This window comes from Aeromicrobium sp. CTD01-1L150, from assembly GCF_041951745.1.
In the GTDB taxonomy this organism is placed as follows: domain Bacteria; phylum Actinomycetota; class Actinomycetes; order Propionibacteriales; family Nocardioidaceae; genus Aeromicrobium.
This window is the reverse complement of record NZ_CP169555.1, coordinates 1,577,962-1,596,286: the sequence shown is the minus strand read 5'-3', so window position 1 is coordinate 1,596,286 and position 18,325 is coordinate 1,577,962. Positions and strand designations below refer to the sequence as shown.

18 protein-coding genes are annotated in these 18,325 nt (G+C 69.7%); 2 read left to right on the top strand and 16 right to left on the bottom strand.

What is annotated here, in order from left to right; all coding sequences use genetic code 11:
• Positions 1-12: 12 nt before the first annotated feature.
• The 6 genes from ACEVFP_RS07905 to hisD form a co-directional block, all read right to left on the bottom strand.
• On the bottom strand, positions 13-549 hold the full coding sequence (locus tag ACEVFP_RS07905; RefSeq protein WP_375003165.1) for a DUF1707 domain-containing protein: 537 nt from the start codon (positions 547-549) through the stop codon (positions 13-15).
• Between the two features lie 2 nt (positions 550-551).
• The gene (gene priA / locus ACEVFP_RS07900; RefSeq protein WP_375003163.1) at positions 552-1,313 is read right to left on the bottom strand and encodes a bifunctional 1-(5-phosphoribosyl)-5-((5-phosphoribosylamino)methylideneamino)imidazole-4-carboxamide isomerase/phosphoribosylanthranilate isomerase PriA; all 762 of its coding nucleotides are present in this window, start codon (positions 1,311-1,313) and stop codon (positions 552-554) included.
• Between the two features lie 143 nt (positions 1,314-1,456).
• Positions 1,457-2,092, bottom strand: coding sequence for an imidazole glycerol phosphate synthase subunit HisH (gene hisH / locus ACEVFP_RS07895; protein ID WP_375003162.1), 636 nt, complete (start codon positions 2,090-2,092; stop codon positions 1,457-1,459).
• A gap of 2 nt (positions 2,093-2,094) precedes the next feature.
• The gene (gene hisB, locus ACEVFP_RS07890) at positions 2,095-2,718 is read right to left on the bottom strand and encodes an imidazoleglycerol-phosphate dehydratase HisB (protein ID WP_375003161.1); all 624 of its coding nucleotides are present in this window, start codon (positions 2,716-2,718) and stop codon (positions 2,095-2,097) included.
• Entirely contained in the window at positions 2,715-3,815 is a 1,101-nt protein-coding gene (locus ACEVFP_RS07885; RefSeq protein ID WP_375003159.1) for a histidinol-phosphate transaminase, read from the bottom strand. Before ACEVFP_RS07885 ends, hisB begins: the two co-directional genes overlap by 4 nt.
• Complete coding sequence (gene hisD / locus ACEVFP_RS07880) at positions 3,812-5,119, bottom strand: histidinol dehydrogenase (RefSeq protein ID WP_375003789.1); 1,308 nt, start codon at positions 5,117-5,119, stop codon at positions 3,812-3,814. The genes ACEVFP_RS07885 and hisD overlap by 4 nt, the downstream gene beginning before the upstream one ends.
• A gap of 183 nt (positions 5,120-5,302) precedes the next feature.
• Between hisD and ybaK the strand changes: the two genes are divergently transcribed.
• Positions 5,303-5,791 carry a Cys-tRNA(Pro) deacylase gene (gene ybaK / locus ACEVFP_RS07875; RefSeq protein ID WP_375003158.1) on the top strand — a complete coding sequence of 163 codons (489 nt, stop codon included), beginning with the start codon at positions 5,303-5,305 and terminating at the stop codon, positions 5,789-5,791.
• Here the strand turns inward: ybaK and ACEVFP_RS07870 are convergent.
• A complete protein-coding gene (locus ACEVFP_RS07870) occupies positions 5,788-7,161 on the bottom strand; it encodes an MFS transporter (protein ID WP_375003788.1) in 1,374 nt (457 codons plus the stop codon). The two genes, ybaK and ACEVFP_RS07870, sit on opposite strands and share 4 nt — an antisense overlap.
• Before the next feature lie 92 nt (positions 7,162-7,253).
• On the opposite strand from ACEVFP_RS07870, the gene ACEVFP_RS07865 reads away from it, so the two are divergent.
• Positions 7,254-7,838, top strand: coding sequence for a TetR/AcrR family transcriptional regulator (locus ACEVFP_RS07865; protein ID WP_375003156.1), 585 nt, complete (start codon positions 7,254-7,256; stop codon positions 7,836-7,838).
• Here ACEVFP_RS07865 and ACEVFP_RS07860 read toward each other — a convergent pair.
• From ACEVFP_RS07860 to ACEVFP_RS07820, 9 genes are all read right to left on the bottom strand, one after another.
• Positions 7,788-8,330 carry a hypothetical protein gene (locus ACEVFP_RS07860; RefSeq protein WP_375003154.1) on the bottom strand — a complete coding sequence of 181 codons (543 nt, stop codon included), beginning with the start codon at positions 8,328-8,330 and terminating at the stop codon, positions 7,788-7,790. The two genes, ACEVFP_RS07865 and ACEVFP_RS07860, sit on opposite strands and share 51 nt — an antisense overlap.
• Entirely contained in the window at positions 8,327-11,875 is a 3,549-nt protein-coding gene (gene dnaE / locus ACEVFP_RS07855) for a DNA polymerase III subunit alpha (RefSeq protein ID WP_375003152.1), read from the bottom strand. The genes ACEVFP_RS07860 and dnaE overlap by 4 nt, the downstream gene beginning before the upstream one ends.
• Positions 11,876-12,109: 234 nt before the next feature.
• The gene (locus ACEVFP_RS07850) at positions 12,110-12,925 is read right to left on the bottom strand and encodes an ABC transporter permease (RefSeq protein ID WP_375003150.1); all 816 of its coding nucleotides are present in this window, start codon (positions 12,923-12,925) and stop codon (positions 12,110-12,112) included.
• Positions 12,922-13,902: an ATP-binding cassette domain-containing protein gene (locus ACEVFP_RS07845; RefSeq protein ID WP_375003148.1), complete on the bottom strand. Its 981-nt coding sequence runs from the start codon at positions 13,900-13,902 to the stop codon at positions 12,922-12,924. The genes ACEVFP_RS07850 and ACEVFP_RS07845 overlap by 4 nt, the downstream gene beginning before the upstream one ends.
• Positions 13,903-14,031: 129 nt before the next feature.
• Complete coding sequence (locus ACEVFP_RS07840; protein ID WP_375003146.1) at positions 14,032-15,255, bottom strand: pyridoxal phosphate-dependent aminotransferase; 1,224 nt, start codon at positions 15,253-15,255, stop codon at positions 14,032-14,034.
• A 98-nt stretch (positions 15,256-15,353) separates the two neighbouring features.
• Positions 15,354-16,313, bottom strand: coding sequence for a hypothetical protein (locus ACEVFP_RS07835; RefSeq protein ID WP_375003144.1), 960 nt, complete (start codon positions 16,311-16,313; stop codon positions 15,354-15,356).
• A gap of 124 nt (positions 16,314-16,437) precedes the next feature.
• Positions 16,438-17,373 (bottom strand): RluA family pseudouridine synthase, encoded by a 936-nt coding sequence (locus ACEVFP_RS07830; protein WP_375003142.1) that lies wholly within the window; start codon positions 17,371-17,373, stop codon positions 16,438-16,440.
• Complete coding sequence (locus ACEVFP_RS07825) at positions 17,370-17,894, bottom strand: signal peptidase II (protein ID WP_375003141.1); 525 nt, start codon at positions 17,892-17,894, stop codon at positions 17,370-17,372. Before ACEVFP_RS07825 ends, ACEVFP_RS07830 begins: the two co-directional genes overlap by 4 nt.
• Positions 17,895-17,923: 29 nt before the next feature.
• Positions 17,924-18,325, bottom strand: coding sequence for a TraR/DksA family transcriptional regulator (locus ACEVFP_RS07820; RefSeq protein ID WP_375003139.1), 402 nt, complete (start codon positions 18,323-18,325; stop codon positions 17,924-17,926).

The window sequence follows — 18,325 nt, the reverse complement described above, 5'->3', positions numbered from 1 at the left end:
CGTGGGCCGCGCTCAGGCCTGCCCCTGGCCACGGTCGCGCCGACGCTGCTGCAGGATCTGTGCCTCCAGGTCCTCCAGGCGGGACTGCTTGCTCACGCGGGTCGCCACCCACGCGATGCCCATGCCGACCAGCGGGAAGACCGGCCAGAAGAAGTGCGGGCCGATCGCCAGCGCCGTCGCGCACCAGATGCCGATGCACGCGACGTTCACGACGACGAACCCCCTCCGCGCGCCGCGGACCTCACGGTCGTGACGCGCGGCAGCCTCCTCCCGCACGTCCTGCCAGCTGCCGCGAACGGCCGGCAGCGCGACCAGGTCGGAGATGAGGTCGCGGACGACGCCGAGGCGCCGCAGCTCCAGTGCGACGTCGCAGCGCTCGTCGTACTCCTGGCGGTCCAGACGACCGTCGGCGTAGGCCGCCGCCAAGACCTCCAGGACGAGGTCCCGGTCGGCGTCGTTGGCACGGAGCTCGGCAGCGGCCGGACTGCGGGGATCGGAGCTGAACCCGGCCCAGACGTCCCGGCGGCCGAGCTCCCTGCCGCCGGCCACGATCAGCCCTCGGCGACCGCGGAGAGCGCCTCGGGGAGGGTGAACGCGCCGGCGTAGAGCGCCTTGCCGACGATCGCGCCCTCGACGCCGGAGGCCTCTGCCGCCTCAGGCCCGGAACCCCCGCCGGGGCGGGCGAGCGAGGCGATGGCGCGCAGGTCGTCGAGGCTGGAGACGCCTCCGGAGGCCACGACAGGCTTGGGGGTGAACTCACACACCTGGCGCAGCAGGTCCAGGTTGGGCCCCTGCAGCGTGCCGTCCTTGGTGACGTCGGTGACGACGTAGCGGGCGCAGCCGTCACGCTCCAGCCGCTCCAGCACCTCGAAGAGGTCACCGCCGTCCTGCGTCCAGCCGCGCGCTGCGAGAGTGCGGCCACGGACGTCGAGACCGACGGCGATCTGGTCGCCGTGCCGGGCCACCACCCGGGCACACCACTCGGGGTTCTCCAGAGCGGCGGTGCCGAGGTTGACCCGACGACAACCAGTGGCGAGCGCCGCCTCCAGCGAGGCGTCGTCACGGATGCCGCCGGAGAGCTCGACCTGGACGTCGAGCCGGCCCACGACGTCAGCCAGGAGCTCTGCGTTGGAGCCCTTGCCGAAGGCAGCATCGAGGTCGACGAGGTGAATCCACTCGGCGCCGTCGCTCTGCCACTGCAGCGCAGCGTCGAGAGGCGATCCGTACGTGGTCTCGCTGCCGAGCTCGCCCTGGACCAGGCGCACGGCCTGTCCATCGGCGACGTCGACAGCGGGAAGCAGCTCCAGAGTCACGCGCGAGACTCTACCGACGCTCAGTCCACCCCGCGCGTCGGCCCGACCCCGGTGATCGGTGCCTGAGCAACCCGCGCCGTCATTCGGCGGCACAGAGACCGACGACCTTGGGTCCCAGGACCGCATGGGAACCAGGGGACGGCTCAGAGCGTGGCGAGCCAGTTCTGCAGCAGCTGCCGTCCGGCATCGGCAGACTTCTCGGGGTGGAACTGGGTGGCCCACAGCGGCCCGTGCTCGACCGCGGCCACGAAGCGATCGCCACCGTGCTCGGTCCAGGTGACCTGCGGCGTCGAGAGCGGTCCCGCCTCGTGGATCGGCCAGGTGCGTACCCCGTAGGAGTGCACGAAGTAGAAGTGCTCGTCGGACAGCCCGGCGAACATCCGCGACCCCTCGGGCGGCTCGACCGTGTTCCAGCCCATGTGTGGCACGACGGGTGCCTGCAGCCGCTCGACGGTCCCCGGCCACTCCCCGCAGCCCTCGGTCCGCACCCCGTGCTCGATGCCCTCGGAGAACAGGATCTGCATGCCGACACAGATGCCCAGCACCGGGCTTCCTGCGATGAGCCGACGCTCGATCAGCCGGACGCCGTCGACGGCGCGCAGCCCACGCATGCAGGCCTCGAACGCACCGACCCCGGGCACGAGCAGCCCGTCGGCCGTCTCCGCGGTGGTCGGATCTGCGGTCAGCACGACGTCGGCCCCGGTGCGCTCCACCGCGCGCACCACGGAGCGGACGTTGCCGGAGCCGTAGTCGAGGACGGCGACCAGGTGGCGGCTCACACTCAGAGCGCACCCTTGGTGGAGGGCACGCCGGGCTCGCGTGGGTCGAGGGCAACCGCCTCACGCAGCGCGCGGGCGAGTGCCTTGAACTGCGCCTCGGCGATGTGGTGCGGATCGCGGCCCTCCAGGAGCCTCATGTGCAGCGTGATGCCGGCGTGGTGGGCGATCGACTCCAGGACGTGCGCGGTCAACGAGCCCTGGTACTGGCCGCCGATGACCACGGTGATCTGCCGCTCCGGCTCCCCGGAGTGCACGAAGTAGGGACGCCCCGAGACATCGACCGTCGCCGTGGCGATGGCCTCATCGAGCGGGATGGTGGCGGTTCCGTAGCGGCGGATGCCGGACTTGTCGCCCAGAGCCTCACGCAGCGCGTCACCGATGCAGATCGCGGTGTCCTCGACGCTGTGGTGGGCGTCGATGTGCAGGTCGCCCTCGGTCTTGACCGTCAGGTCGATCAGCGAGTGCCGCGAGAGCGCCGTGAGCATGTGGTCGTAGAAGCCGACACCGGTGGAGATGTCGTGACTGCCAGTGCCGTCGAGGTCCAGCTCGACGACGACGTGCGACTCGGAGGTCTTGCGCTCGATCCGCGCCCGGCGGGGCGTCAGAGCGGTGGGCCCGCTGCTCACGTCGAGGTCACCTCCGTCAGTGCCGTGAAGAACGCGTCCATCTCGGACGGCGTCCCGATCGAGACGCGCAACCATCCTAGTGGCCCGGTCTCTCGGACCAGGACGCCACGGTCGACGAGCGCCTGCCACGTGGCGTGCCGGTCCTCGAAGGTGCCGAACAGCACGAAGTTCGCGTCGGACTCGGCCACCGTGAACCCCGCGTCGGCGAGCCGGCGTGCGGTCCGGTCCCGCTCGGCACGCAGCGTGTCCACCTGTGCGAGCAGCTCGTCGGTGTGCCGCAGCGCCGCGAGCGCAGTGGCCTGCGTGACCGAGGACAGGTGGTAGGGCAGGCGCACGATCCGCAGCGCGTCGACGACGGCCGGGTGGGCCGCGAGGTAGCCGAGCCGCCCCCCGGCGAGCGCGAACGCCTTGCTCATGGTGCGGGTCACGATGAGTGTGGGGTGCTCGGCGAGCAGCTCCAGCGCGCTCGGCGTCCCGGCGCGCCGGAACTCCGCGTACGCCTCGTCGACCACCACGATGCCGGGGGCAGCCTCCAGCACGGCCTGTGTGTGCGCCGGCTGGAGTGCGGTGCCGGTGGGGTTGTTCGGCGAGGTGAGGAAGACGACGTCGGGCTGCTCAGCCTCGATGAGGGCGACCGCCGCGTCACCGTCGATGCCGAAGTCCTCACGGCGACGGCCGGCGACCCATCGGGTGTGGGTGTTGCGGGCGTACTCGGGGTACATGGAGTAGGTGGGGGCGAAGGACAGTGCCGTGCGCCCCGGGCCGCCGAAGGCCTGCAGGATCTGCTGCATGACCTCGTTGGAGCCGTTGGCGGCCCACACGCGCGAAGCGTCCAGCCCTGCTCCCGGGGTCTCGCGGCCCAGGTAGCCGGCGAGCGCCTCCCGCAGCTCGGTGGCCTCGCGGTCCGGGTAGCGGTTGAGGTCGAGCGCGGCGGACCGCACTGCCTCGGCGATGTCGTCGGCGGCACCCTGGCTGGGACCGTGGGGGTTCTCGTTGGTGTTCAGCCGCACCGGGACGTCGATCTGCGGGGCGCCGTAGGGCACCTGGTCACGCAGCTCGTCGCGCAGCGGGAGCCAGTCTGGTGCAGCACCGGTCATGAACCGGTCCTGATCGAGACCGCGGCCCCGTGGGACGGCAGGTCCTCGGCCTCGGCGAGCGCGACGACGTGTCCGCCGACCTCACGCAGTGCCTGCTCGGTGTAGGTGACGACGTGGACGTTCTTGACGAAGGCACGTACCGACAGGCCCGAGGAGTGGCACGCGCACCCGGCGGTGGGCAGGACGTGGTTGGAGCCGGCCGCGTAGTCGCCGAGGGAGACCGGGGTGAACCCACCGACGAAGATCGCTCCGGCGTTGACGATCCGGGCGGCCACGGCTGCCGCGTCGGCGGTCTGCACCTCCAGGTGCTCAGCAGCGTAGGCGTTGGCGACGTCGACGGCCTGGCCGAGGTCGCGGACGAGCACGACGGCGGACTGCTCCCCCGCCAACGACGTCGCGATCCGTTCGTGGTGGCGTGCGGACGGCACCTGGCGGCCCAGCTCGCTCTCCACGGCCGCCGCGAACGACTCGCTGGGGGTGATGAGGACGCTGGCGGCCATGGGGTCGTGCTCGGACTGGCTGATCAGGTCGGCAGCGACGAAGGAGGCATCGGCAGTGTCGTCGGCGATGACGGCGATCTCGGTGGGTCCGGCCTCGCTGTCGATGGCGACGGTGCCGCGCAGGTGCCGCTTGGCGGCGGCGACGTAGATGTTGCCTGGCCCGGTGACGAGGTCGACGGGCGCGATGGTGCCGCCGGTGGCGGTGGTGCCGTGGGCCAGCATCGCGATGGCCTGCGCACCGCCGGCGGCGTAGACCTCCTCGATGCCCAGCAGGGCGCACGCGGCCAGGACCGTGGGGTGCGGCAGCCCGCCGAACTCAGTCTGCGGGGGCGTGGAGAGAGCGATCGAGCCGACGCCGGCCACCTGGGCCGGGACGGCGTTCATGACCACGCTGCTGACCAGTGGCGCCAGACCGCCGGGCACGTAGAGCCCGACGCGCTGCATCGCCACGATCCGGCGCTCCACCGTGGCGCCGTCGGCCACTGCCGTCACGACGCCGGACTCCAGCTCCGCCTCGCAGGTGGCGCGCAGCCGGGCGATGGAGACCTCCAGCGCGGCGCGAACGTCGGCGTCGAGCTTCTCGAGCGCGGCGTCCAGCTGCTCGGCGGGAACGCGCAGCGAGGCAGGACGCACCCCGTCGAAGCGTTCGCCGTACTCCAGGACCGCCTCCTCGCCGCGGTCGCGGACGTCGTCGCACAGCGGCGCGACGACCGACAGCGCGTGCTCGACGTCGAGCTGGGCTCTGGGCAGGCGGGCAGCGCTGCCACCAGGGGCGTCCTGGCGCAGGTCGAGACGACGAATCAGAGGGGAGCTCACACCACCGATCCTAGTTCCCACGGCACCGCGCTTCCCCACGAACCACTCCTTGGGGCCGTGAGCCGCCCCAGCCCTAGGATGTGGCGGTGAACCGGACCTCCCTGCAGCAGCCGAACGTCGCCGGACTGGTCCTGTGTCTCGCCATCGAGCACCATGGTGAGGAGGCACACGATGGGCCGCAGGAGCGACGGTGAGGCGACGCCCGCGCTGGCGGCGCTGACGCGTGCGGGCATCACCTTCACCCGCCACGCCTACCAGCACGATCCACGGTCGGCGTCCTACGGTGCCGAGGCCGCTCAGGCACTGGGGGTGGATCCGGAACGGGTGCTCAAGACCTTGGTGGTCGACACCGGTAACACGCTGTGCCTGGCGATCGTCGCGGTGTCCCGCTCCCTCGACCTGAAGGCTCTCGCGCGGGCGCTCGGTGTCAAGAAGGTGGCGATGGCGGGATCGAGCCGGGCCCAGCGGGCCACCGGGCACGTGGTGGGTGCCATCTCCCCCATCGCACAGCGCAGCCGTCTGCGCACCGTCATCGACGCCAGGGCCCGTGACCAGGCGACGGTCCTGGTCTCGGCAGGACGACGTGGTCTGGAGATCGAGTTGTCACCGGACGACCTCGCCACGGTCACCGGCGCGACGTTCGACCCGATCGGTCGCTAGTGCCCTCGTCTCGTGCCTCGCTGCGACTCGTCTCGGCCCCCGGGGATTCCGGCCGCCACCACGATGACCGCGAGTAGCGCGATCCCCATCAGCACGAAGGCCGCCTGGTCGGTGCCGGTGACAGCGGCGGCGGTGCTGGCCGCGGCAAGGCCGATCGCCCCACCGAACTGCTTCGCAGTGTTCATCAGACCAGAGGCCGCTCCAGCATGCTCAGGAAGGACACCGGTGGTGACGAGCGTGGCCAGCGGCGTGTTCATCAGCCCGCCGCCCACGCCGATCACGACGCTGGGCACCAGGATCGCGAGGACGAAGGCGTCGGGGTCGAGAGCTGCCAGCCACAGCAGTCCGGGTGCGGCGACTCCCGCGCCGACCACGACGAGCACGCGAGGTGCGTGGCGCGTGATCAGACGAGGCGTGATCCAGAGGTTCACCGCCAGCATGCTCACGGTGAGTGGCAAGAAGGCCAGACCGGCCTGGATCGGGGAGTACCCCAGCTGGGCCTGCACGCGGTAGGTGAGGAAGTACCACAGGCCGACCTGGAAGCAGGCGCCGGTCAACGCGGTCGCGGTGTTGCCGAGAACGATGAGACGATCCCGCGCCAGTCGGCTCGGCACGAGCTGGTGCGGGGTGCGGCGCTGCTGGCCGAGGAGCAGGATGAACAGCACGGCGGCGGCGATGCCCGCCATGGCGGAGAGCTCGGCGGTCGCGTCCTCAGCGACACTCGACAGGGCATAGGCGGCACAGGCGAACGCACCGGTGGCCAGCACGGCACCGGCAAGGTCGATTCGCCCACCCACGGTCCGGTCGGTGCTCCTGCGACGAAGGACGGCGGCTGCGGCGACGACGCCGATCCCGATGGGTAGGTTGATCAACAAGGTGGCTCGCCAGGAGATCAGGTCGGTGAGCACCCCGCTGGCGATGTTGCCGACTCCGCCCCCGGCCAGGCTGACCGCGGTCCAGACCGCGATGGCTCGTGTGCGCCCCGGGCCCTCGGCATGGGTGATCGTCAGCACGGTGAACGTGGCCGGAGACACGACCGCCGCCGAGAGCCCCTGCGCGGCGCGGGCGGCGATGAGCATCCAACCGTCGGTCGCGACCCCGCCGACGACGCTTGCCAGGGTGAATGTGGCGACGCCCCAGGTGAGCAGCCGCGCGGTCCCCACGACATCGGCGAGCCGCGCCCCGACCAGGAGGGTGCCGGCGAACGCCAGGCTGTAGGCCATCGCCACCCACGACGTCGTGACACGTCCGAGTCCCAGGTCGGCCTGGATCGAGGGCAGCGCGACGTTCACCACCGAGACGTCCAGCACGACGATCAGCTGAGCCACACAGGCCGACCACAGCCCGAGCCGTTGCACCGAGGTCGACATCACCCTCCCATCCCTGTTGATACACTTGTATCAAGTGGTACGACCGTATCATCGCGGTGGGACGATCACGATGGACGACAGGAAGCTCGCTGATGCCCGGAACCGAACGAAGGACCGAGATCATGCAGGCCGTGGAACGTCTCCTGGCGCGAGGCGGCATCAACGCCGTGACCATGCGGGCGGTGGCCACCGAGGCCAACATGTCACTCCGACTCGTCCAGTACTACGGCAACAGCAAGGACGAGCTTCTCAGCGCCACGCTCGAGCGTCTCGCCGACCAGAGCATCGAGAGATGGCGAGCGCGCTCCGAACAACCCGGAACCGACCGCTCAGCGTTCGGCCATGTCGAGGCCTTCCTCCACGAAGCACTGCCCACGGACCAGGCGAGCCGAGAGCTCCACCGCCTCGGCGTCTCACTGGAAGCTCTGGCCATCACGCGCCCTGACATGGCCGGACGGGCCTACCAGCGACATCTTCGCGGACTTGCCGACCACCTCGGGGACATCCTGCGGTCCGAGCACCTCGATACCCCGTCCGCCCGCCTGCTGGCCGTGGAGGTGATGGGGCTGGCGCACGGCGTGGGGACCCTGCTGATGGCTGACCAGCTCAGCCAGAGCGAGGCTCAGTCACTGATCCTCGACTACCTCGATCGGCTCCGCCCACGACTGTCCCGATGAGTCCGGGTCACCGGAGGTGTCGGGCTCGCCGGTGCCCGGCTCGGTCCCGGGCGTGGTGAGGAGCCCCAGGACCAGACCGCCGAGCGCCGCCACCGACCACAACAGGAACGCAGCCAGCGACGGGGTCTGCATCGCGTCGGGGAAGGTCTCACCGACGGCGAGGCCGGTGACGCCGGACGGGTCGGGAGGACCGAGCCGCACGCCCACCTGCCAGGCCACGACCGCCGCTGCCGCTGCGGAGAGCGCCACCAGCGGCGCCAGCCACCAGCCGACCACGCGGCACCATCCTCCGAGCACCGCGGCCCACACGCCGCACAGGACGACGCCCACGCCGATGAAGAGGAGCTCGACCCGGAACTGCGTCTGCGCTGCCTGCTGGGTGAGGACGGCCCCTTCCTCGGTGACCTCCCACCGAGGAGGCTCGGCGAGCAGCTCCCACGCCCAGCCGGCGGCCAGAGCCAGGAGCAGCAGCACCACGACAGACTTGATCACGCCAGACAATGGGGCCCCAGGAGCTCCTTGAGGTCGGCGATGAGCGCCGACGACGGCTTGACCCGCAGGGTGTCGTCGAGGCGCATCACCTTGGTGGTGCCGTTGCCCACCAGCCGCAGGTGAACCTCGGTGGCGCCCGGGTAGGACCCGAGGACCCGCTTGAACTCGCTCACGACGTCCGACGTGCAGCGTGCGACCGGCAGGCTCACCACGACCGGCGCCTCGGCCTGCCCGGCGCTCATGGCAGGCATCGTGACCTCCTGCGCGTGCAGGTCCAGCTCGTCGTCGTCCTTGCGACGCACGCGCGCCTTGACGACCACGACGGTGTCCGGCACCAGGGCGGGCGCAGCCAGGGAGTAGGTGGCCGGGAACACCATGACGTCGACGCTGCCCTCGAGGTCCTCCACGGTGATGGAGGCCCACGTGTCGCCCTTCTTGGTGAGGCGCCGCTGCACCCCGGTGATCAGGCCGCAGATGCGCACCGTGCTGCCGTCGGCCCGGTCGTTGTCGGCCAGCAGCTGTCCGATGCTGCAGTCGCTGCTGGCCTTCAGGACATGCTCCAGGCCCAGCAGCGGGTGGTCGGAGACGTAGAGGCCGAGCATGTCGCGCTCGAAGGCGAGCAGCTGCGTCTTGTCCCACTCCGGCATGTCCGGGACCGTGACCGCGACCCCCGTGAACGCGTCGTCCATGCCGCCGAACAGCGAGTCCTGGCCGATGGCCGCATTGCGCTTGAGATCGATGTACTGGTCGACCGCCTCCTCGGCGATCGTGGTCAGCGCCCGGCGGCGGTGGCCCAGGGAGTCGAACGCCCCGGCACGGATCAGCGAGTCCAGGACCCGCTTGTTGCACACGTGGGTGGGCACCTTGTCCAGGAAGTCCGCGAAGTCGGTGAACGCCCCCTCCTCCTCGCGCGCGGCAACGATCCCGGCCACGACGTTCTCGCCGACGTTGCGAACCGCCGACAGGCCGAAGCGGATGTCCTCCCCGACCGAGGCGAAGTTGGAGACGGAGTCGTTGACGTCCGGCGGCAGCACCTGGATGCCGAGACGCCGGCACTCGGCGAGGTAGATGGCCGACTTGTCCTTGTCGCCACGCGTGCTGGTGAGCAGGGCCGCCATGTACTCGGCCGGGTAGTTGGCCTTGAGGTAGGCCGTCCAGTAGGAGATGACGCCGTAGGCCGCCGAGTGCGCCTTGTTGAAGGCGTAGTCGGAGAACGGCAGCAGGATCTCCCACAGCGCCGAGATGGCCGCCTGGGAGAAGCCGCGCTCGAGCATGCCGGCCTGGAAGCCGGCGTACTGCTTGTCCAGCTCCTCCTTCTTCTTCTTGCCCATCGCACGGCGCAGGAGGTCGGCTTGTCCGAGACTGAAGCCCGCCAGCACCTGGGCGATCTCCATGACCTGCTCCTGGTAGACGATCAGGCCGTAGGTCTCACCCAGGACGTCCTTGAGCGGATCCTCGAGCTCGGGGTGAATGGGCTCGATCGGCTCGCGGCCGTTCTTGCGTCGTGCGTACTTGTTGTGCGAGTCCGCACCCATGGGGCCTGGGCGGTACAACGCACCGACGGCCGAGAGGTCCTCGAACTTGTCCGGACGCATGCTGCGCAGCAGGGCTCGCATGGGACCGCCGTCGAGCTGGAAGACACCCAGCGTGTCACCTCGGGACATCAGGTCATAGGTGGCCGGATCGTCGAAGGAGAGCTCCTCCAGCACGATGTCCTCGCCACGGTTGGCCTTGATGTTGACCAGTGCATCGTCGAGAACCGTGAGGTTGCGCAGCCCCAGGAAGTCCATCTTGACCAGCCCGAGCGACTCGCACATCGGGTAGTCGAACTGGGTGATGATCGCGCCGTCCTGCTCGCGCTTCATGATCGGCACGATGTCCACGAGCGGCTCGCTGCTCATGATCACGCCGGCGGCGTGCACGCCCCAGTTGCGGATCTGGCCCTCCAGGCCCAGTGCCGTGTCGTAGATCTTGCGGACCTCGGCGTCGGACTCGTGGAGGTCGCGGAACTCCTTGCCCTCGCTGAAACGCTTGTTGCCGGCGTCGAAGAGGTCCGACAGCGGCACGCCCTTGCCCATCACGTCGGCGGGCAGCGCCTTGGTGATGCGCTCCCCCATGGCGAAGGGGTAGTCGAGCACGCGGTTGGCGTCCTTGATGGCGGCCTTGGCCTTGAGCCGGCCGAACGTGGCGATGTAGGCGACGCGGTCCGAGCCGTACTTGTCGCTGACGTAGCCGATGACCTCCGCGCGCCGACGCTCGTCGAAGTCGATGTCGAAGTCGGGCATCGACGGGCGCTCCGGGTTGAGGAACCGCTCGAAGATCAGACCGTGCTGCAGCGGGCACAGGTCGGTGATCCGCAGTGCGTACGCGGCGATGGAGCCGGCGCCGGAGCCACGGCCCGGACCGACGCGGATGCCGTTGTTCTTGGACCAGTTGATGAAGTCGGCCACCACGAGGTAGTACCCGCAGTAGCCCTTGGCCTTGATGACCCCGAGCTCCTTGTCCACCCGGTCGCGGACGTCCTGCGTGAGCGCCTCGCCCGGGTAGCGGGACTCGATGCCGCGCCAGACCTCCTTGACGAACCAGCTCTCCTCGGTCTCGCCCGCGGGGACGTCCGCGCGAGCCATGTAGCCGCCGGTGGACTCGGTGAACTCGACCTCGCACCGCTCGGCGATCAGGAGGGTGTTGTCGCACGCCTCCTTCATGTCGAAGCGGTCCTCCCAGAGGTCACGCATCTCCGCCGCCGACTTGACGTAGTAGCCGCCACCGGCGAACTTCAGCCGGTTGGGGTCGGCGACGGACTTGCCGGAGGCGACGCAGATGAGCGCGTCGTGGGCATCGGCGTCCTCGGGGTGGGTGTAGTGGCAGTCGTTGGTGGCCACCGGAGGCAGGTCCAGCTCCCGGCCCAGGCGTAGGAGGTCGTTGCGGACCTCCTTCTCGATCGGGATGCCGTGATCCATCAGCTCCAGGAAGAAGTTCCCCTTGCCGAAGATGTCCTGGAACTCCGCGGCCGCCTGCTTGGCCTGCTCGTACTGGCCCAGCCGCAACCGGGTCTGCACCTCTCCCGACGGGCACCCGGTGGTGGCGATGAGTCCGGAGCCGTAGCGCTGCAGGAGCTCACGGTCGGCACGGGGCTTGTAGTAGTACCCCTCCAGGCTGGACAGCGAGGAGAGCCGGAACAGGTTGTGCATGCCCTCGGTGGACGTGGCGAGCATCGTCATGTGGGTGTACGCACCGCCCCCGGCGACGTCCTTGCCACCCTCCTCGGCAGCGTCGCCCTTGCCCCAGCGCACCTTGCGACGCTCGCTGCGGTGCGTGCCGGGCGTCAGGTACGCCTCCAGACCGATGATCGGCTTCACGCCGTGCTGGCGTGCCTTGGACCAGAAGTCGTAGGCGCCGTGCATGTTGCCGTGATCGGTCATCGCGATGGCCGGCATCCCGAGCTCGGCCGTCCTCTGGAACATCGGGTCCAGGAGCGCGTGCCCGTCGAGCATCGAGTACTCCGTGTGGTTGTGCAGGTGCACGAAGGACGAGTCGCTCGGCATCGGGTGATGCGCCTCCAGACATGACGGACCTGGGCCGTCGTGGGGTTCGGGTGCCGTTGACGGCGGGATCTGGGGAAGAACCTCAGCCTACGTCAGCCGGCACAGACTGCGGCGAGGCTCGCCGCCGCGTCGCACGGACCGGCCCGGTGCGACCACAGGACCCCTGTCGCGCCGCACCGGCGGGTCCGCCTGCGCCCGAGGTCGGGGCGAGGGCGGACCCACCGAGGCACGGGCTCAGCGGCTGGCTGCTCGCTTGTACTGCCGGATCGACAGCGGCACGAAGATCACCAGGATGATCACCACCCAGATCAGGGTGTAGAGCACCGGGTTCTGCATGGACCAGGCATCCGGCACCGGTACCGCGTCACTGGTGTTGCCGAACAGCTCGCGGCACGCCTGGGTGACCGCGGAGACCGGGTTCCACTCCACGAACGTGCGCAGTCCGCTCGGGAACGACTCCAGCGGCACGAACGCGTTCGAGACGAACGTCAACGGCATGATGACGATGAACGAGGCGTTGTTGATGACCTCCACGCTCGGCACCAGCAGCCCGATGTAGGCCATGATCCAGCTGATCGCGTAGGCGAAGACCAGCAGCAGGAGGAACCCGGCCAGCATGTCCAGCATGCCCTCACGGGCCCGCCACCCGACGACCAGCCCGGTGAGCGCCATGATCAGCAGGGACAGGACGTTGTAGATGATGTCCGACGTCGTGCGGCCCACGAGCACCGCCGAGCGCGACATCGGCAACGACCGGAACCGGTCGATGATGCCCTTCTGCATGTCCTCGGCCAGCCCCGCACCGGTGAAGGTGGCACCGAAGACCACCGTCTGGGCGAAGATGCCGCCGACGAGGAACTCGCGATAGTTGAGCCCCTCACCCGCGTCGATCGCGCCGCCGAAGACGTAGGCGAACAGCAGCACGAACATGATCGGCGAGATCAGCACGAAGACGAGGATCTCCGGCACGCGCTTGATCTTGATGACGTTGCGCTTGGCGACCACCCAGCCGTCGGTGAGGGTGCGCGTGAGGGTGGGACCGCTGCTCATCCGGCGACCTCCTCGGCCAGCTCGGGGGTTTCTTCCTGGTCGGCGACGTGGCCGGTGAGGGTGAGGAAGACGTCATCCAGCGTGGGACGACGCAGACCGACGTCCACCACGTCGATCCCGTCGGCCTCCAGGCCGTCGAGGACGACCCTGAGCTGGCGCGCACCGCCTTCCACCGCGGCGGTGACCTCGCGGCCGTTGGCGCCGTACTGCACCTCGGCGACCGCGACGCCGGCCAGGACACGGGCGGCGTCGTCGCGGCGGGCCCGGTCACTGACCACGACCTCGACCCGCTCTCCGCCGACCTGGGCCTTGAGCTGGTCGGCGGTGCCCTGGGCGATGGCCCGGCCGTGGTCGATGACGACGATGTCATCGGCCAGCAGGTCGGCCTCCTCGAGGTACTGCGTGGTCAGCAGCAACGTGGCGCCGGAGGACACGAGGTCCTGGATGACGCTCCACATCTGCTGGCGGGCCCGCACGTCCAGGCCCGTGGTGGGCTCGTCGAGGATCAGCACCGGCGGTGCGGCGACCAGGGCCCCCGCGAGGTCCAGGCGTCGACGCATGCCGCCGGAGTACGTCTTGGACGGACGATCCCCGGCGTCGGAGAGCGCGAACCGCTCCAGCAGCTCGCGCGCCCGCGCGCCGGCCTCGGCCCGGGTCATGCCGTAGAGCCGGCCCACCATCTCCAGGTTCTCGTACCCGGTGAGGTGCTCGTCGACGGCGGCGTACTGCCCGGACAGGCCGATGCGGGCACGCACGCCGTTCGGATCGGCCATGACGTCCACCCCGGCGACCGTGGCCGAGCCCTCATCGGCCTCCAGCAGTGTGGCGAGGATGCGCACCGCCGTGGTCTTGCCCGCCCCGTTGGGTCCGAGCAGGCCCAGCACCTTGCCCTCGGGCACGGCGAGGTCGAGGCCGCCGAGCGCCTCGACCTCCTTGTAGCGCTTCACCAGTGCGGTGGCGCTGATCATGTCGGTCATCGCGCTCCCCTCGACAGGAGGTTCCGATCAGGAATGTTCATGCGACGATCATGCCCCACACCGCCGACAGAACCATCGGACACATGTCACCGGTCCGGACGGACAGATGTCACGCCCCGGCGTTCCGGCTCAGACCTGCTGGTAGCTGCTGAGGAAGTTGCCCAGCCGCTGGATCGCCTCGGCGAGGTCGCGGGCCCACGGCAGGGTGACGATCCGCAGGTGGTCCGGATCGGGCCAGTTGAACCCGGTGCCCTGGGTGAGCAGGATCTTCTCGCTCAGCAGCAGGTCGAGCACGAGCTGCTGGTCGTCCTTGATCGGGTGCACCTCGGGATCCAGGCGAGGGAAGACGTACAGCGCGCCCTGGGGCACCACGACGTCGACGCCCGGGATCTTGCGCAGCTCATCGACGGCGGTGTCCCGCTGCTCCAGCAGCCGTCCTCCGGGGAGGATGAGCTCCTTGATGCTCTGGTACCCGCCGAGCGCCACCTGGATGGCATTCTGCGCCGGCACGTTGGGGCACAGCCGCATCGAGGCGAGCAGGGTGATGCCCTCGAGGTAGTCGCGGGCGTTCTCCAACGGACCGGTGACCACCAGCCACGCCGCCCGGTAGCCACAGACCCGGTAGGCCTTGGACAGGCCGTTGAAGGTCAGGGTCAGGACGTCGGGGGCGATGCTGGCCATCGGGACGTGCACGGCGTCGTCGTAGAGGATCTTGTCGTAGATCTCATCGGCCATGAGTACCAGGTCGTGCTTGCGGGCGAGGTCGGCGATGCCCTGCAGCGTCTCGCGCGAGTACACGGCGCCGGTGGGGTTGTTGGGGTTGATGACGACGATGGCCCGCGTACGGTCGGTGATCTTGGCCTCGAGGTCGGCCAGGTCGGGGTTCCATGCGTTCTGCTCGTCGCACCGGTAGTGCACCGGCGTGCCACCGGCCAGGTTCGTGACGGCGGTCCACAGCGGGTAGTCCGGCACCGGGATGAGCACCTCGTCACCGTTGTCCAGCAACGCCTGCAGGGCCATCTGGATGAGTTCGGAGACACCGTTGCCGATCCAGACGTCGTCAATATCGATGTCGGGGAACCCGTCGTTCAGCTGGTAGTGGTGCACGACGGCGCGGCGGGCCGGCTGGATGCCGCGGGAGTCGGAGTAGCCGGCCGAGGCGGGCAGCCCGGCGATGACGTCCTGCAGGATCTCCCCCGGCGCGTCGAAGCCGAACGGCTGCGGGTTGCCGATGTTGAGCTTGAGGATGCGATGACCCTCGGCCTCCAGCTGGGCGGCTCGCGCGCTGACGGGTCCGCGGATGTCGTACAGAACATCTCTCAGCTTCTCGGACTGGCGCACGCTCGAGGTCATGGCCTCATCATCCCACCAGAGCTCCTGATCCCCGCTGAGTGTGACGTTTCCGTCCCTCACAGAGCCAATTTGGGGCGGAAACGTCACACTCAACGAGGTCAGAGCCAGCGTTGAGCACCGGACCACCCGTACCACCACTCCGGTGGATCCGTGGTCCACAGGTGCGGCCGGGGCCGCCGAGCCGCCCGGGCCGCTCGGTGCATCCTTCCCACCAGGTCCCAGCGATGCCGATGGTCGAGCGGGCTCACTCGCATCACGACGCATCCGGCGTGCTCGAACCCTTCTTCGCGGACGTTGTCCAGTGCATGCTGCTCCTCCTCACGGTGGCCCGACCCATCGGTCTCGATCACCAGCCCGGTCTCAGGATCGAACAGGTCGGCCACACCCAGCAGGTCACCGAGTGGACCGAAGACCGGGACGTTCACGGAGAGATTCGTGAGATCGGCGTCGAGCCGAGCCACCAGTCGAGTCCATGACTCCATCGGACTTGCGGAACGGTCCGACACGAGGGCGAGCGCCTCGCGGACCTGCACGATGCCCTTGACCTTGAAGTGCGACTTCACCACCCGCCAGACGGCTGCCAGCTCCGTGCGGGGCAGATCCTGGACACGGCTCACCGTCATGTCGATCGCGACGACGGCTGAGCGTAGATCGCGCGCCATGCGTCCCTCGTCGAACGCCGCGCGCTCGATCGAGCTCGTCGTCACTCCGGCGACCTGTGTCAGCTCCCACGGGTGGATGAGACCACGGAACGGCTCGACGAGGTCGCGGCGCCGTAGCTGCGTCCCGGGGCCGCAGTGGACGAGGACACGGCGTTGCCCCTCACGACCCCATCCGTCGAACCACTCGTTTCCGTGGTGTCGCAACGAGGCCCACCCTCCCAGCGCCGTGCCCGGTACCAACAGGCCGATGGCGTCGTCGACACGTTCGACGTCAGGCGGCGCGCTGAGTCCTGCTGGGCGCACCAATCCGTGCGCGCGACGCTCCACCCTGGGCCCTCGCAGGGCCTTGGGCGTCCATCCCTCGTCGACGAGTCGGCCAGTGCGTCGTGCGTGCATCCGGGCAGCATGGCCGCGCATCGCTGTGGACGCTCCGCGCCATCCACAGCCCCCGCTGAGTGTGACGTTTCCGCCCCGGCCAGGGCCAATCTGGGGCGGGAACGTCACACTCAGCGGGCCGGGGTCAGTGGATCTCCCGGACGACGTCGAGAGCCGCCTGCAGGTCCGCGGGATAGTCGCTGGCGAACTCCACCCACTCCCCGGTCCCCGGGTGCTCAAAACCCAGCCGCGTGGCGTGCAGCCACTGCCGCTCCAGGCCCACCCGGGCGGCGAGGGTCGGGTCGGCCCCGTACTGCAGGTCGCCGACGCACGGATGGTGCAACGCGCTCATGTGCACGCGGATCTGGTGGGTGCGGCCGGTCTCCAGCTTGACGGTCAGCAGCGAGGCGTACCGGTGCGCCTCGAGCGTGTCGTAGTGGGTGATGCTGTGCCGTCCGTCGGCTCGTACCGTGAACTTGAAGTCGTGCTTGGGGTGCCGGGCGATCGGCGCGTCGATCGTGCCGGTGTGCGGGTCTGGGTGCCCCTGCACGAGGGTGTGGTACGTCTTGTCCACCGCCCGGTCCCGGAAGGCCTGCTTGAGCACCGAGTACGCCCGCTCGGACTTGGCGAGCATCATCAGCCCGCTCGTGCCGACGTCCAGGCGCTGGACGATGCCCTGCCGCTCCGGAGCCCCCGACGTGGAGATGCGCACCCCGGCCCCGGCGAGGTGCCCGACGACGGTGGGGCCCTGCCACCCGACGCTCGGGTGCGCCGCGACGCCGACCGGCTTGTCGACCACCACGATGTCGTCGTCCTGGAAGACGATCCGCATCCCCTCGACCTGCTCGGCCACCACCGTCACGACCCGCGGTGCCGGGATCTCGGCCTCCAGCAGCATCCCGGGCTCGACGCGCTCGGACTTCTGCGGCGGGTGACCGTCCAGCCGCACGAGCCCGTCGGAGACCAGCTCGCCGGCTCTCGTGCGCGACAGGCCGAGCAGACGCGACAGCGCGACGTCGACCCGTTCCCCGGCCAGCCCCTCCGGCACCGAGACCACCTTCTGCTCGCGGTCCTGGGTCATGAGACGCCCTTGCTGCCGTCGAGCCCGATGCCCTTGAAGGAACGCCAGATGATGACCACGGCGGCGAAGGTCAGGTAGATGTCCGCGACGTTGCCGACGAACGGTCCGTAGTCGATGAAGTCGACGACGTGACCGCGCAGCACCCCGGGCTCGCGCAGGAGCCGGTCGGTGAGGTTGCCGAGCGCCCCTGCCAGCAGCAGGCCGAGACCGATGGTCCAGCCGACGTCGCGCAGTCGCGAGGCCATCTTGATGACGACCACCACCACGACCACCGACACCAGGCTCAGGGCGACGGTCAACGAGGCGCCCATGCCGAAGGCCGCTCCCGGGTTGCGCAGGAAGGTCAGCGACAGCGCTCCGGGCACGACCTCGATCGACGGCTCGCCCTCCAGGCGGGCGACGGCCCAGACCTTGGTGGCCTGGTCCAGCGCGTAGGCAAGCACCACGCCGAGCAGGAGTCGGCCCGTGAGGGCGCCCCGGCCTTGACCTGACTGGCCCTCGTGGGTCTCGTCGGACTCCACGGCGTGGTCGTCCCTGCCGTCCTGGGAAGTCAGCGACGTTCCTCGCGCTGCTTGCACTGCATGCACAGCGTGGCCCGGGGAAAGGCCTGCAGGCGCATCTTGCCGATGGGCTCGCCGCACTGCTCGCACTGTCCGTAGGTCCCCTGGTCCAGACGCTGCAGCGCCCGTTCGGTCTGCAGGAGCAGCTCGCGCTGGTTGGCCGCGAGCGACATCTCGGCGTCGCGCTCCAGACTGTTGGAGCCGACGTCGGCCTGGTCGTTCCCGGCGCCGTCGACGCCGTCACGTAACAGGTCCTGCAGGTCCTTGGCGGACAGGTCGAGCTCCTTGCGCAGCCGGACGAGGTCGTCCTCCAGCTCAGCGCGCACAGCCTTGGTCTCGGCAGCGGTCCACGGTTTCTCGTCCGCACGCACGGCCAGTGTGGTCTTCGGCAT